At 70.5% G+C, this 14533-nt stretch carries 12 protein-coding genes and 2 tRNA genes; 5 read left to right on the forward strand and 9 right to left on the reverse strand.

Annotation, left to right across the window (positions count from 1 at the left end):
* Window positions 1–15: 15 nt before the first annotated feature.
* The 5 genes from BLT62_RS08640 to BLT62_RS08660 all read right to left on the reverse strand — a co-directional run bounded on the left by BLT62_RS08640 (window position 16) and on the right by BLT62_RS08660 (window position 6807).
* Window positions 16–1269 carry a D-alanyl-D-alanine carboxypeptidase family protein gene (locus tag BLT62_RS08640; protein WP_083363689.1) on the reverse strand — a complete coding sequence of 418 codons (1254 nt, stop codon included), beginning with the start codon at window positions 1267–1269 and terminating at the stop codon, window positions 16–18.
* Between the two features lie 265 nt (window positions 1270–1534).
* On the reverse strand, window positions 1535–2965 hold the full coding sequence (locus tag BLT62_RS08645; protein WP_083363690.1) for an HNH endonuclease signature motif containing protein: 1431 nt from the start codon (window positions 2963–2965) through the stop codon (window positions 1535–1537).
* 492 nt (window positions 2966–3457) lie between these two features.
* Window positions 3458–5050 carry an ABC-F family ATP-binding cassette domain-containing protein gene (locus BLT62_RS08650; RefSeq protein ID WP_083363691.1) on the reverse strand — a complete coding sequence of 531 codons (1593 nt, stop codon included), beginning with the start codon at window positions 5048–5050 and terminating at the stop codon, window positions 3458–3460.
* Between the two features lie 92 nt (window positions 5051–5142).
* Entirely contained in the window at window positions 5143–5847 is a 705-nt protein-coding gene (merB, locus tag BLT62_RS08655) for an organomercurial lyase (RefSeq protein WP_197675188.1), read from the reverse strand.
* 27 nt (window positions 5848–5874) lie between these two features.
* On the reverse strand, window positions 5875–6807 hold the full coding sequence (locus BLT62_RS08660) for a LysR family transcriptional regulator (RefSeq protein ID WP_197675189.1): 933 nt from the start codon (window positions 6805–6807) through the stop codon (window positions 5875–5877).
* A gap of 84 nt (window positions 6808–6891) precedes the next feature.
* On the opposite strand from BLT62_RS08660, the gene BLT62_RS08665 reads away from it, so the two are divergent.
* The gene (locus BLT62_RS08665; protein WP_083363692.1) at window positions 6892–7839 is read left to right on the forward strand and encodes a DMT family transporter; all 948 of its coding nucleotides are present in this window, start codon (window positions 6892–6894) and stop codon (window positions 7837–7839) included.
* Here BLT62_RS08665 and BLT62_RS08670 read toward each other — a convergent pair.
* The 3 genes from BLT62_RS08670 to BLT62_RS08680 form a co-directional block, all read right to left on the reverse strand.
* Window positions 7796–10075: a cellulase family glycosylhydrolase gene (locus tag BLT62_RS08670; RefSeq protein ID WP_172829672.1), complete on the reverse strand. Its 2280-nt coding sequence runs from the start codon at window positions 10073–10075 to the stop codon at window positions 7796–7798. The two genes, BLT62_RS08665 and BLT62_RS08670, sit on opposite strands and share 44 nt — an antisense overlap.
* A 166-nt stretch (window positions 10076–10241) precedes the next feature.
* On the reverse strand, window positions 10242–10799 hold the full coding sequence (locus BLT62_RS08675; protein ID WP_083363694.1) for a phosphorylase family protein: 558 nt from the start codon (window positions 10797–10799) through the stop codon (window positions 10242–10244).
* Window positions 10800–11191: 392 nt separating this feature from the next.
* Window positions 11192–11264: transfer RNA gene (locus tag BLT62_RS08680), tRNA-Arg, on the reverse strand.
* An 83-nt stretch (window positions 11265–11347) separates the two neighbouring features.
* Here BLT62_RS08680 and orn point away from each other — a divergent pair.
* From orn to BLT62_RS08700, 4 genes are all read left to right on the forward strand, one after another.
* Window positions 11348–11968, forward strand: coding sequence for an oligoribonuclease (gene orn, locus BLT62_RS08685; protein WP_083363695.1), 621 nt, complete (start codon window positions 11348–11350; stop codon window positions 11966–11968).
* Between the two features lie 48 nt (window positions 11969–12016).
* Window positions 12017–12092 (forward strand) — tRNA-His (locus tag BLT62_RS08690).
* Between the two features lie 22 nt (window positions 12093–12114).
* Window positions 12115–12468 carry a metallopeptidase family protein gene (locus tag BLT62_RS08695; RefSeq protein WP_083363696.1) on the forward strand — a complete coding sequence of 118 codons (354 nt, stop codon included), beginning with the start codon at window positions 12115–12117 and terminating at the stop codon, window positions 12466–12468.
* Between the two features lie 7 nt (window positions 12469–12475).
* Window positions 12476–13129, forward strand: a complete 654-nt coding sequence (locus BLT62_RS08700) for an IMPACT family protein (protein ID WP_083363697.1) — start codon at window positions 12476–12478, stop codon at window positions 13127–13129.
* Window positions 13130–13229: 100 nt separating this feature from the next.
* Here BLT62_RS08700 and BLT62_RS08705 read toward each other — a convergent pair whose 3' ends face one another.
* On the reverse strand, window positions 13230–14447 hold the full coding sequence (locus BLT62_RS08705; RefSeq protein WP_083363698.1) for a cation:proton antiporter: 1218 nt from the start codon (window positions 14445–14447) through the stop codon (window positions 13230–13232).
* Window positions 14448–14533 lie beyond the last annotated feature (86 nt).

A 14533-nucleotide genomic window follows, 5' to 3' on the forward strand; every position in this document is an offset into this window, starting at 1 on the left:
GCCCCCGAGTCCGCGCTAGGAGCCCTGCACCTCGGCGAGCAGCGCGGTGATCATCGGCACCGGGTTGAGCAGGCGCCAGGCCGGCCCCGGGTCGGTGATGGCCCGGTCCAGCTCCAGTCGGGAGCGGTGCTCGCCGCCCGGAGTGCTCACGCTGACGCTGCCGACGATGCGGCCCAGCTGGGCGGTGCTGAGCTCGTCCAGCTCGACCAGCAGGCTGGCATCCTGAGCTGCCCAGGCCCGCCGGCTCTGCGCCGTGATCGCGACGGCGGATGCCGTGGCGCCCCACGGCGCGGTGAACTCGCCGTATCGCTCGCCCTGCGCGATCAGCGGCACCGTGCCCGCGCCCGCGACGGCGCTCTCCATCAGCGCGCGCACATCGGACTCGAGGGTGTCGTAGCCCGGTGAGCCGAGGAACACGGCCGAGAAGGCGAGCGGCTCGCCGCCTGGCTCCGGCGCCGGCACGCTCGCGGTGAACAGCAGGCAGACGCCCGCCTCATCCGTGTAGCTGCGCGAAATTCCGGTGATGCCCTCCTCCGCCAGGTAGGCGGTGGTGTTGCTGACGCCGCGGTTGTTCACGAGCGCCGACGGCGGGTTCGCCAGGATCTCGGCGATCGCCGGCTCGGCCTGCACCAGCGCGGCCAGGCGGGTGACGTCGGCGGCGGTGCCGCGGCTGTCGGGGGAGAGGCCGGTGGCGTCGGCGACGGTGATGCCGTCCAGGCCCTGCTTCTTGAGCCAGGCGGATGCCGCGGCGAGGTAATCGTCGACGCTGCCGTAGGCCCAGCGGGCGAGCGTGTCGGCGTGGTTGTTGCTGGAGCCGAGGATCAGGGCCTGCAGCATCTCCCGCTGCGTCCACTGCTCCTTCGGGAACACGACGACGGTGCGGGCCCCGCCGCCGCTGTAGTCGATGTAGTCCTGGTAGTCCGGGGTGCCGATGGTGTGCGCCTCGCCGCTCTCGCCGGCGGCCAGCGGCTTCGCGTCGAGCACGACGAGGGCGGTGACCAGCTTGGCGATCGAGGCCAGCGGCAGTGCCTCGGTGCTGCCGCCCTGGGCGAACGGCGCGGTGTCGCCGGCCAGGATGACGGCGCTGGCGCCGTCCGCGGCGAGCACGGGTGCCGCGGCATCCGTCTGGCCCGGCAGCTCGCTCACCGTGGTCGCACTGGCGGCGGGCAGCGGCCCGAGCAGCGTGGCCGGGGCGTACACACCCACCGCGAGGATCGCCACCGTTCCCGCCAGCACCCCGAGGAACCGCCCCACCCTGAATTTCGCCATGTCCTCAGGCTATGCGCCGCCCGGCGGATGCCGCGGAGCGCGCGCCGTGGCATCCGCCAAACGGGCTGCAGTGGCGGCAGTCGGGCGGGGTTTCCGGGTGTGCGCGGATGTTGAGACGGGCCGCCGCGCAGTCAGCGCTGTGGCTACACGCTGCCTCGCGGTTAGCGTGGCGCGCCACCTCACGTTGGCTAGAGGGAGCGCCAGCGACCGAAGCCCTGAGCGTGTGCCTGATCGGTTTGGACGGGTTTCGTTCTGGCCGAAGCTCCTACTCGACGAGCACGGGCTGGCGCTCGCGCTGCCGTTCGAGGAGGTCGGCGAGCTGGGTGCGGGACTTCGTGGATCTTCGCCACGGCGTCTCGGCGTCGGTGCGTCCGTTCCGGAGCCAGGGTGGCGGTTTCACGTGTGGGACGCCGTCGATCATCAGGATCCGCCAGCCGCTCGTCTCAATCGTGCGGTGGTGGAACCAGCAGAGGAGGACCCCGTTGCAGACCTCGGTCTCTCCGCCGTCTCGGTACGCGATCACGTGGTGGATCTCCGACCAGGCCGCCGGGATGGAGCAGCCGGGGATGATGCAGCCGCCGTCGCGGAGGCTGATCGCCCGCCGCTGCTGGGCGTTGAACACCCGGTCGGTGCTGCTCAGGCTGACCAGGCGCCCGTCGCCGTCGATCAGCACGTGCTGCTGCCCGCCCGCACACACGAACTGCTCGACCGCCCGCAGGGAGATCGGGGCCTCGCAGCCCTCGATGAAGCCGGCGCCGCTGCCGGCGGCGAGGTCGGCCTGCCGCACGGAGACGAGCACGGTCGGGGCGGCCCCGCCCATCGTCGGGGCCGCGGCACTGCGGGCGGCGCCGTCGATCAGGCTGGCGAAGACGTCGTGGCGGGCCTGCGCGGTCGCCCGCGGATCCTTCGGCTGGTCCGGGTCGGCATCGTTGAAGGTGGGCTTCGAGCGCGGGCTCAGGTAGGCGTTCAGCAGGGTCTCGAACTTCGCGTCGACCTCCGGCAGCAGCGCCATCTTGCGGTGCACGAGGCCGTCCCGGGTGAGCCCGCCGCTGATGCCGCGGGCGGCCATGGCCCGCTCCTCGGCCGGGATGCTGCCGTCCTCGTCGAGGACGTTCTCCCAGACGCGGGCCTGGCCGCGGACCTCGTCGGCCGCGAACGGCAGCGCGGACTCGAGGGTGGGGCCGGTGGCGGCGGCGACGAGGGCGGTCTCGGCGAGCTCGACGTTGAGGTCGCCGACCCGGCCCCGGATCGGGTCCAGGGTGTCGACGATGGCCAGGGCGCTGTCGTAGCCGAGCGAACCGGCACGGAGGCCCTCGGCGACCTGCTCGAAGCGGGCGGGCATCGTGTCGCCGGTGAGTGCGACCCGTGCGCGGGTCGCCGCCCCGAGCCGCATCCGCTGGGTGATCGTCCGCTCGGACGCGAGCGTGGTCCGGGCGAGGAGTTCGACCCCGTTGCGGCAGCCCTTCTTGGCCGAGAGGCGGTCGTCGCCGAGCTCGCGGCGGGAGCGGGCGCCGACCTCGCCGGCCAGGCGCACCCGCCAGGAATCGACCAGCATGCCGACCCTCTCTATGGCAGCCGTCAGCTGCAGGAGCGGGTCGTCGTGCAGCAGCCGTTCGTCCACCCCGGCCAGCGCCTCGGCCAGCCCGAGGTGGGCGGCGGCGACCTCTTCTGTGGCTTCCGGGATGGCTGTTCGCATACCACAATTCTACGGAAGAATGGGTGCCCCAAACGGATTAAATCCCTGATGTGGATAACTTTTCGGCGTGTCAGTGGGGTGCGGTAGCGTCGGAAGTGGCACCGTGTTCGGGCTGGAAACCGGGCTTCGGTCGCTCGTACCTCGCTCCCTCAGCCGACGTGGGGAGAGGTGCGCGGGAGATGCACGCTGGCTGGAGGGAGTGCCAGCGACCGAAGCCCTGACACGGCGTGAGGCTGGCGACGGTCGCGGAAGACTCAACCAGCGGTGTTCATCCGGGTGGTCGGGCTGGAAACCGGGCTTCGGTCGCTCGTTCCTCGCTCCCTCAGCCGACGTGGAGAGAGGGGCCCGGCGCGACGTGGGCCGAGGCGCCTGTCGGCGTGGGCGCGGGGAGGGGAGCTCGGTAGGCGTGGGCGCGGGGGTGGGCCGCGCCGGCAACGGGGCCCGGCCGGCGGGCCGCGCCGGCTACGTGGCCCGGCCGACGGGCCGCGCCGGCTAGGCGGCCCGAACGGCGACCGCGCTGGGAGCGGCGGCATCCGCCCCGAACACCAGGTAGCGGTTGGCGATCTTCTCGCTGAAGAAGCGGTCGTGGCTGACGGTGACGATGGCGCCGGGGAAGTGCACGAGGGCGCGCTCCATCACCTGGGTGCTGGACATGTCGAGGTGGTTCGTCGGCTCGTCCAGCAACAGCACGGAGGCGCCGGAGAGCAGGCACTGCGCCATCGCGACGCGGGCCCGCTGGCCGCCGGAGAGGGCGCCGATCTTCTGCTTGAGGTCGGCCTCGGAGAACTGGAACATGGCGAGGAACCGATTGACCGACTTGCGGGTGGCGGAGAAGGCGAGGCTGCCGGGCAGGGCGTTCACGGCGTGGCTGACGGTGTCCTCCGGGTCGAGCTCGTCGAGCATCTGGTTGTAGGAGACGATGCTGACGCCGCCGGCCCAGTTGACCTTGCCGGCATCCGCCCTCTCCTCGCCGGTGAGCACCTTGAGCAGGGTGGACTTGCCGCTGCCGTTCGCGCCCAGCACGACGTAGCGGTTGCCGCGGCGGATCTCGAAGCTCAGGTCCTCGAACAGGGTGCGGTCGCCGTAGGACTTGCCGATGCCCTCCACCCGGCAGAGCACGTCCTTCACATGCAGGGCGCGGTAGATCTCGGTGATGATCTCGTCGACGGGGCGCGGGGCGCGCGACTTCTTGACGGATGCCAGCTTCCGATCGAGCCCCTTGCTGCCTGCCTTCGCGGCCTCCCGCCGGTCGGCGATGCCCTCGGACTCGAAGGCGAGCAGCTCGGATTCGTGGACGAACTGGGACTGCAGGTTCTTCAGGCGGAACTGCTTCTGCACGACGTACTCGCCGAAGTTACCCGGGTACTCGTGCAGGTGGAAGTTCTCCAGCTCGATGATGCGGGTGACCACCGAGTCCAGGAACTTGCGGTCGTGCGAGACGATGATCGCCGCGCCGCGGAAGTCGCGGAACCAGGATTCCAGCCACTCCACGCCGGCGACGTCGAGGAAGTTCGTCGGCTCGTCCAGCAGCAGCACGTCGGGGCGCTCGAGCAAGATCTTGGCCAGCGCAGCGCGGTTGCGCCAGCCGCCGGAGAGCTGGTCGATCGGGCTGGTGCGGTGTGCCTCGTTGAAGCCGAGGGTGGTGAGCGCAGTGTCGATGTGGCGCTTGTAGTCCCAGCCGTCGACGTGGTCCATCTGCTCGAACAGCGCGGCCTGCCGGTGGATCAGGCGATCGAGCTCCGCGGCATCCGGCCCGGCGGCGATGGCGGCGTCGATCTCGGCCAGCTCGGCCTCGATCTCGGCCACGTGCGCGAACAGGCCGTCCAGAACCTCGAGGATGGTGGCGCTGCCGTCCAGCTCGGAGAACTGCGAGAAGTAGCCGATCTTCACGCCCTGCTCGAGCGTGACGGTGCCGGTGTCCGGGGTCACCTGCTCGAGGATGAGCTTGAGGATGGTGGACTTGCCGGAGCCGTTCTTGCCGATCAGGCCGATTCGCTCCCCGGTGTCCAGGCGGAGGAAGGCCTCGCGCAGGATCTGGGTGTTCTCCAAGCGGACGGCAACATCGTGCAGCCTGATCAGGCTCATGCGGGGGCTCCAGCAGTTGGGGCGCGCGGTCTGGCCGCGCAGAAAAGGTCGCCTTCGACTCTAGACGCGCGAGACAGCCCCGTTCGCCAGTCCTAGCCCTCCGCGCCAGCGCCGAGTCCCCAGAAGGAGCCGCTCAGGCCGACACTGCGGAAGTAGTCGGCGGCCTGTGTGGGCTCCCGGCGCTCGTACGGCGTGTCCAGGCGCCCGTCGTACCAGTGGGCGGCGAGGCGCCAGAGAGTGGTCAGCGAGAGCACGGAGCCGCGGGTGTTGCCGGTGCGCTCCAGCCAGTGGGCGATGCACTGCTCGGAGCAGAAGATCTGCTGGTTGGCGCAGGCGTGGGCGGCATCCGGCCAGATCCGGTCGACCGGCACGAGGAAGTGGGCGAGCTGATCGCCGACCGGCGGGGCCTCGTTCGTGACCGTCCAGGCGTGGGCGGTGGAACAGGCCGGGCAGGTGGTGGCGACGAGCACCGCGGGGGAGCCGGGAACCAGGTTCGGGATCGCGAAGGCGTCCCAGGCGCAGCCGCCCCACCAGAGGGTGCGCGGTCCCATCACCGAGAAGCGGAAGGAGCGGGTGGCGAAGGGGTGTGCCAGCACGACCTCGCCGCCGTCCAGCACGACGTGGTGGGCATCGGCGAGCTCGGCCAGTGCCCCCTCGTACTCGGCCGGGGTCAGGCCGAATTCGGCGGCGAGCGCGTCGCGGGTCTGCAGGGTGCCGTGTTCGGCGAGCTGCATGTAGATCGCGTGGCGGAGGCGTTCGGCGCGGGGGCTGATCGGCATGGCGGTCTCCTTCGGCATGGCGGTCTCCTTCGTGTGGGGGTGTGCTCAGCGCCGCAGCCGGGCGCGCTCGGCAAGGCGGTCGGTCGCCGCGTCCTCGATGACGGCGGCGATGCGACGGATGCCGGGTTCGGCGGCGGAGGGGGCGCGGACGGCAATGGCGATGCTGCGCTCGATTGCGGCATCCGGGCGGACCAGCTCGACGCCGTCCGGCACCCGGTCGACGGTGAGGTCCGGGACGAGCGCGACGCCCATGCCGGCGGCGACCATCTCGAGCTGCACGCCGAAGTCCAGGGACTCGGCGACGACGCGCGGGCGAAAGCCGGCCAGCCCGCAGGCCCGTTCGACCATGTCGGCGCAGGTGTAGCCGGCGGCGGGGACAACCCACGGGTGCGCGGCGTAGTCCTCCAGCCGCGTCGAGGGCGGTGCGGCATCCGGACCCCCGGAGCGGCGCACCGCGAGCCAGACGGGCTCCCGCCCGATGGTGCGGGTCGTCACCCCGCGCGGCAGCTCGCGCGGCACATTCGAGTAGGCGTGGATGAGGGCGAGGTCGACCGCGCCCGTGTGCAGCGCGGCGAGTGCCTCGTCGGGCTCGTCGGTGCGGACCCGGAGGTCGAGCGCCGAATCCCCCTCGGTGATGAGCCTGCGGCAGGCGTCGGCGAGGATCGTGCGGGCGGCGGAGGGGAAGGCGCACAGGGTGTAGCGGCCAACCGTGCCGCTGCGGAGGGCGTCCAGCTCCAGCTCGGCGAGGGTGATCCGGTCGAGGATCTCGTGCCCGTGCGCCGCCAGCGCCCGGCCGGCCGCGGTGAGGGCGACGCGGCGGCCCTGGCGCTCGGTCAGCTGCATGCCGAGTTCGCGCTCGAGCGCGCTCAGCTGCATCGAGACGCCGGGGGCGGTGAGGCTGAGTTCCTCCGCGACGGCCGCGATAGTGCCCAGCCGCTCGAGGGCGGAGAGCATCCGGAGCTTGCGGACGTCGATCACGGCACCCCTCCCATAAGCATTGCTGAGGTATTAAGTCAGAACAATTCAATTGTGCTGCCGTGTTCAGTTTGCCAGCATGGGGCCATGAAGGTCAACGCCCCCGGGGGTCATCGCGCACTGTTCGCCGGTCTGCTCGTCGTCGTGCTCTGGGCAAGCGCCTTCCCGGCGATCCGGGTGGCCGCGCCGGAGCTCGGCGTGATCGGGTTGTCCTTCGCCCGCCTGCTGGTCGCCACGCTCGCCCTGCTCGTGTTCGCCGCGCTCGCCCGGGCCCGGATGCCGCGCGCCCGCGACCTCGGCTGGATCGCCGCCTGCGGCTTCTTCGGGATGACGGCGTACCAGCTGCTGCTCAACTGGGGCGAGCTGCACGTCCCGGCCGGCACGGCGAGCATCATCGTCGCGGCGGCGCCCCTCGTCTCGGTCGCGGTCGCCCGGCTGCTCTTCAGCGAGCGGATCAGCGCGGTGACGATCGTGGGCAGCGCCATCGCGCTCGCCGGGGTCGCCTTCGTCTGCCTGGCCCGGGCGGGCGTCTCGCTGTCGGCATCCGTCTGGATCGTCGTCGCCGCCATGGTGGTGCAGGGCGTGTACCACCCGCTGCAACGGCCGTTGCTGCAGCGGTACACGAGTGTGGAGGTCGCCTGTTACGCCATGGTGGCGGGAACCGTCATGACGCTGCCGTTCGTGCCGCTCGGCTGGGAGGAGATGCTCGGTGCGGGGGCCGGGCCGTGGCTGGCCGCTGTGTACCTCGGCCTGCTGCCTTCCGCGCTCGGCTTCGTGCTCTGGGCGTACGCCGTCGCCCGCATGCCGGTGGCGGTCTCCACCTCGCTGCTCTACCTGGTGCCGCCCGTCGCGGTGCTGATCGCGTGGCTGTGGCTCGGCGAGCTGCCGATCCCCGCCGAGCTGCTGGGCGGCGCCGTGGTCATCCTGGGCGTGCTGATCATCGCCCGGGCGCCGAGGCCGGCGCCGAGGCCGGCCGCCGCAGCCCCGGCCGCTAGCGGGTCGACAACGAGTACTCGCCCCCGGCGCAGCCCGTGACAATCCAACCGCCGGGCACCGCGGTCGCCTCGATATCCGTGATGCCCGTCGCCTCGACCGCGGGCTCGGCCGTGCCAGGCACCCAGACGCGCAGGCCGCAGCTGCGCGCGTCGGTGCGGCCGGCCAGTTGGACGGCCGCACCCTCCGCCTCAAGCGCGGTGAGCGTGCCGGGCGCCTGCTGCGGGTAGGCCCGGCTCAAGACCTCGAGCAGGTCCGCCTTGGGCGGCGCATCCCCGCCGGTCGCGCAGTCCTGCATCATCAGGGCGTTGCCGAACTCCTGGATGCCGTTCTGCGGGTCGCCGCAGGCCTGCTTCCACACCCAGTAGGCGCTGCCGAGCAGGTGGGCGTCCTCGGCATCCGCATAGCGGGTCAGCCGGGCCAGCACGTCGGCGTCCTCGCCCCAGTAGCCGTACTCGCCCGACCAGAGCGGGGCGTCGTACTCGGCGGCGACGCGCTGGGCCAGGTCGAACTGGCGCTCCAGGCCGACGATCGGGGGGATGCCGAGGCTGCGGTCCATGGTGATCGACTCGGCGTACAGGTGTGGGGAGAAGACGATGTTGCGGTCTGTCGTGAAGCCGGCGGACGGGCCGGTGTCGAAGCCGAGGCCTGACCAGAAGATGCTCGGCTCGACGAACACGATCTGCGGGGCGCCGGCCGCGCGGATCTGCTCGATCGCCTTCCCGTAGAAGGCGCCGAGCATGTGCGAGGTCGTCACGGGCGCCGTCTCGCCGAACCCCGGCTCGTTGAGCAGATCGAAGCCGGCCACCATCGGCTCGTCGCGGAACTCTGCGGCCAGCGTGCCCCACGTCTCGGCGAGGGCGCTCTGCACGCCGTCGGTGTCGAAATAGAAGTTCTGGAACGCCCGGTTGCCGGCGGGGGAGATATCGCGGCCGGTGAACTGGCAGCGCGGTGCGGCATCCGTGATCGTCGCCCACTCCGGTGCGCCGTCATAGCCCCACATGGTCTCGGTGCCCGGCCGGCACGCGGTGCCCTCTGCGGTGGCGCCGTTCCACCAGCCGTCCTGGTGCATGTCGAGCACGGTGTAGATGCCGTTGTCGGCCGCCCAGCCCACCGCGTCACGGATCTGCGCGAGGTACGCGGGGTCGAGGGTGCCGCGCTCGGGCTCGAGAGCCGACCAGGAGATGTTCAAGCGGGACACGGTGAAGCCGTACTCCGCCATCCCGGCGAAGTCGGCCTCCGTCAGCGGGGTGGTCGCCGGCACCTCGGGGCGCGGTTGGTAGAAGTCGACGAGGTTGTTCACGTTCACCCCGCGCAGCAAGACCTGGTTGCCGGCTCCGTCAGCGATGGCGGATGCCTCGGCACGCAGCATCCCGGCCGGCGGTGTCGCCTCGGCGCTCGCCGCAGACGCTGTGCCCACGCTCGGCAGCACCAGCGATGCGGCCAGTGCGAGCACAGCGACCGAGGCGGCGGCGATCAGCGGGACCCGGGACGAGCGCGCCGCGCCGACCCGGTCGGTGACGACGGCGCCGATGCCCACCGCCCAGCCGGCGCAGGCGCCGAAGGCGAGCCCGTCGGCGACCGCGATGTAGGCGGCCATCAGCGGCCACATGTCTCCGGCGAAGCCGCCGTCCGCGATCAGCCCGATCGTGGCCTGCACGACGCCGACCAGCCCGCCGGCGAGGAGCGCGGCCAGCCAGCCGCCCAGCACGCCGGGCACCCGCGTGCGCATCCAGCGCAGGCAGAGGGCCGTGGCGGCGGCGATGAGCAGCATGGCGACGATCACCGAGAGGATGCCGCGGTCGGGGCGCGCCGCGGGGATGCCGGGGGCGTACACGGCACCGGTCCACCACAGCCCGGCCAGCAGCGGGGCGAGCGCGGCGAACAGCACAGCGGGCGGCCAGACCAGGCCGGGCGCGAGGGTGCGGGGCTTGCGCGGGCCGCCGAACAGACGGGTGAGCGCGGCGACGATGAGCGCCGCGGGGATCGCCTTGCCGGCGACGAAGCCGGCCGCGTAGCCGGCGGCGGCCAGGTCCCCGGTCATGACGAGCGTCGTGGCGGCCTGGGCCAGGAGCACCGCCAGCACGATGCCGGCGGTGTGCGTCCAGAAGCGCTCACCGGCGCGCGCGGTGGCCCACCAGAGCACGCCGAGCAGCACCGGCACGAACACCAGGTATGGCGCGAACGTCCACGCGCCGGCGGCGAGCGAGGGGAGCGCCCCCGACCAGCCCACCAGCGCGAGCAGGCCCGTCGGATCGGCGGCGGCCTGGAGCGCCACCAGTGCCAGCATGGTTGACAGGGCGACTACGGGACGTCGAACCGATTTCATGACACTCCATCGTGACAAGCTTCTGGTGGCGGGACAGCCCGTTCAGCATCAGCCACACGCTCGCGCGTGTCAAATCCAAGCGGTGCTCGGGTTTATCGGGCGGATGCCCGTTGGATCAGACGCCGTACTCCTCGCGCACCGTCTCGCGCAGCTGCTCGCTGCACGCGGCCACGGTGGCGCGCCAATCCGTGATGGCGCCGTCCTTCGCGCGGTCGGAGACGGACTTGAGCACGCGGATCGGCACGCCGAACTGATTGGCCACCCAGATGTACGCGTACGTCTCCATGTCGACGAGCCCGGCGCCGAGCGGGAGGATGACGCCGACGGCCTCCTCGTCGTCGACGAAGTGGTCGCCGGTCGCGATCGTGATGCCCTCGCGGCCGGTCTCGACGCGGGCCGGCAGGGACACGTGCTGCCCCACGATCCCGTCGACATCGGTGACGTCGTGCTGGATGGCGGCATCCACGTCGTACACCCTGGACGTGAGGAGGGGGTTGATCGCGCCCGCGGTGCCGACCACGAGGATCTCGTCGTAGTCGCCGGCGTCCAGCGCACGGGTCAGCGCGAAGGTCGCCTGCAGCTTGCCCGGGCCGGTGACCAAGCGGTCGAAGCCCGGGAGCTCGGCGGGGAATGCGGTCAGTTCGGCCTCGAGGGCGGCAACAAGAAGTTTCACGCTTCCATTGTCGCCTGACTGAGTGAAGTGCCACCGCGAAAGGGTTTCAGAGGCGTGCCCCCCCCGGCAGGATTCGAACCTGCGACCAAGAGATGAGAAGCACCGCGGGTGGGCGGTTCAGAGGGTGCCCCCGGCAGGATTCGAACCTGCGACCAAGAGATGAGAAGCACCGCGGGTAGGCGGTTCAGAGGGTGCCCCCGGCAGGATTCGAACCTGCGACCAAGAGATGAGAAGCGCCGCGGGTAGGTGGTGTCAGTGGTGCCCCGGCAGGATTCGAACCTGCGACCAAGAGATGAGAAGCACCGCGGGTAGGTGGTGTCAGTGGTGCCCCCGGCAGGATTCGAACCTGCGACCAAGAGATGAGAAGCACCGCGTGTGGGGGTTGTGAGGGGTGCCCCCGGCAGGATTCGAACCTGCGACCAAGAGATTAGAAGGCTCCTGCTCTATCCCCTGAGCTACGGAGGCGCACCATGACTACGATACCGCAGCAGCCTCGGCGCAATTGCAAGCGGGGGAGGGTGTCGGTTCGCCTCGGTAGACTCAAGCCCATGACGAATGCGAGCGACCGTCTGGTCTGGATCGACTGTGAAATGACGGGCCTCGATCTCGAGGTCGACGAACTGGTAGAGATTGCGGTGGTGATCACCGACTACGACCTGAAGGCCGTGGACGAGGGTTTCAGTATCGTGATCAAGCCCGACGACTCTGCGATGGAGTCGATGAACGATTTCGTGCGCAACATGCACACCACCTCGGGGTTGATTGAGGAGATTCCGCAGGGCGTGAGCGTCGCGGAGGCCGAGTATCAGGTGCTGGAGTACGTGCTCAAGCACGTTCCCACCGAGCAGAAGGCTCCGCTGGCCGGCAACACCATCGGCACCGACCGGGCGTTCTTGGCCAAATTCATGCCGCGCCTGGATGGACACCTCCACTACCGCAACGTCGACGTCTCCTCAATCAAGGAACTTTCGCGCCGTTGGTTCCCCCGGGTGTACTTCAACGCGCCGAAAAAGGACGGTGGACACCGGGCTTTGGCAGATATTTTGGAATCAATTCGAGAGCTGGAATATTACCGACGCGCCGTGTTTGTCGCGGATCCTGGGCCCACGACGGAGCAGGTGCAGGCGGTGTCGGCGAGCGTTGTGTCCGATTTCGCTCCGCGGATGTAATACACTCATTGAGTTGCCTTCTTCGAGTTCGCGAGAAGCAGGCGCATGGTGGGTATAGCTCAGCTGGTAGAGCGCCTGGTTGTGGTCCAGGAGGTCGCGGGTTCAAGCCCCGTTACTCACCCCAAGTTGTTTCAGAAGGGCATCCGATGCCAGTCGAGATGAGCGAAGAGGACTTCGAAGCCCTCGTCGCAGATGAACTCGATCTGCTCCCGGATGACATGATGGCCGGCCTGGAGAACGTGCAGTTCTCGGTCGAGGATCGCGCAGAAGACGGCTCGATGAGCCTGTTCGGCCTGTACCACGGCATCGCTTTGACGCACCGTGGAAACTACGGATTCGGCGAGCTGCCGGACCTCATCACGATCTACCGTGACGCCCACCTCGCCCACTGCAACGACATCGACGAGTTGCGAGACCAGATCCACGTGACTTTGGTGCACGAGATCGGCCACTTCTACGGCATGGACGACGACCAGCTGCACGAGCTCGGCTGGGGTTAGGCACCGGATGCCGGACCTCACGCTGCGCGGCGGAGTCGGTGCCCGCATCGACACCGAGATCGAGATCAAACGCTCGCGCTTCCTCTGTCGGCTGGTCCGCGTCGAGGATGAGGCGGCCGCGCGCGCCGAGATCGACGCGGCCCGCCGCGAGGAGTGGAACGCCAGGCACCACTGCTCGGCCTTCGTGCTGGGCCCGGCATCCGCCCCCGACCAGGTGCGCCGCTCGAACGACGACGGCGAGCCGTCCGGCACAGCGGGCCGTCCCATGCTGGAGGCGCTCAGCGGCCGCGAGTTCATCGACACCGTCGCGGTGGTCAGTCGGTACTTCGGCGGCGTCCTGCTGGGCGCTGGCGGCCTCGTGCGCGCCTATTCGGATGCCGTGCTCGCCGCCGTCGACGCGGCGCATGCCGAGGACGCCGTGGTCGCGCGTGAGCGGCGCGAGCTCTACACGCTGGCACTCGCGCACGCCGACGCCGGCCGGATCGAGGCCGAGCTGCGCCAGCGGGGCGTGAACATTCTCGGAACCGAATATGGCAGCCGCGCCGTCGTGAAGCTGAGTGGCCCGGACGAGGCCGCGCTGCGCGCTATCGTTGCCGGTGTCACCGCCGGTGGAGGCCTACTCGAGTCCGCCGGGTACGAGCTGATCGACGTCGAGCTCTAGCCCGCCCCATCCGCGGCGCGGCCCCCTCCAGCCGGCGGGATCCTCCGATGGCCGCCCGGCGGCCGGAGCACACGACTACTCCGCCCAGCAGTCAGCGGCCCTACGCTTCCTCCGCCACGGCCTCCTCGTCCGACGGGCGGGCCGTGTAGTCGCGGGAGCGCTTGCGCAGCGCGAGACCGGTGAGCGGGAACAGCAGCACCGAGAACATCCCGGCGGCGACGAGGGCAGCCGCCGTGCCGGAGTCCAGCGCACCCGTGTCGATGCCGATCGCGGTGACCGCAACGATGATCGGCAGGCCGGTCGCCCCGAACAGCAGCAACGCGCCTCGATCGGCGAGGGTGCTGCCGCGCGGGGCGGCGAGCGTGCTCGGCAGGCCGCGGACGACGAGCAGCGCCAGCACGAAGATCGGCAGCAGCAGAAGCGCCTGCGGATCACCGATGAGGCCGTCCAGATCGAAGGTGACCCCCGTGTTGATGAAGAAGATCGGCACCAGGAAGCCGAAGCCGATGGCCTCGATCTTGGCCTCGACCAGTGTGGCGTCCGCTTCCGGCGCCCCGGTGAGCAACACCCGGTAGAGCACCCCGGCCGCGAACGCGCCGAGCAGCATGTCGATGCCGAGCGCCACGCTCAGCCCCACGAGTGAGACGAGCACCAAGATCACGAGGCGCACCGCGAACTGGCCGCTGGTGTGCAGCGTCGCAGTGATCAGGGCGTGCATGCTCCGGCCGGCACCGATCGCCGCCAGCCAGATCGCGGCCCCCGTGATGAGCGCGAAACCGATGAGCACGATGGTGGCGTGCAGAGGAGTGGTTCCGGAGAGGAACAGCGTGATCGCGAGCAAGGGGCCGAACTCGCCGACGGCCCCGACCGCGGTCGTCGCGATCCCGAACGGGGTGCGCAGCTCACCGGCATCCCGCAGCACCGGCATGATCGTGCCGAGCGCCGTCGACGTCAGCGCGATGCCGATGAACACGCCCGCACCGACGGTGGGCGAGAACAGGATGCCGGCGGCGACCCCGACGGCGAGCGAGAGCAGCCAGCCGAGCCCAGCCCGCATCATGGGGCGGCCGGCGATGCGGGCGAAGTCGATCTCGTTGCCCGCGAGGAAGAACAGCATGGCCAGGCCGAAGTCGGCCAGCGTCTCGGTGAAGGGGCCCGGCTGCACCCAGCCGAGCAGCGACGGCCCGAGCAGGATGCCGAGGACGATCTCGAACACCACCAGGGGGATCTTGACGAATCGCCCGAGGCCCCGGCCGAGCAGAGGTGCGGCGACGGCGATCGCGGCAATCAGGATCAGCGAGGGGATTGAGATGTCCATTCGGCTCCTGCCTGCAGCGCTCGCACGGCGCGTTCTGCAGGCGATGATAGCGAAGCGCGCCTTCCGTGCGCAGCCCCGCGCGGCTC

The sequence above is a fragment of the Microterricola viridarii genome (genome assembly GCF_900104895.1).
Taxonomy (GTDB): Bacteria; Actinomycetota; Actinomycetes; order Actinomycetales; family Microbacteriaceae; genus Microterricola; species Microterricola viridarii.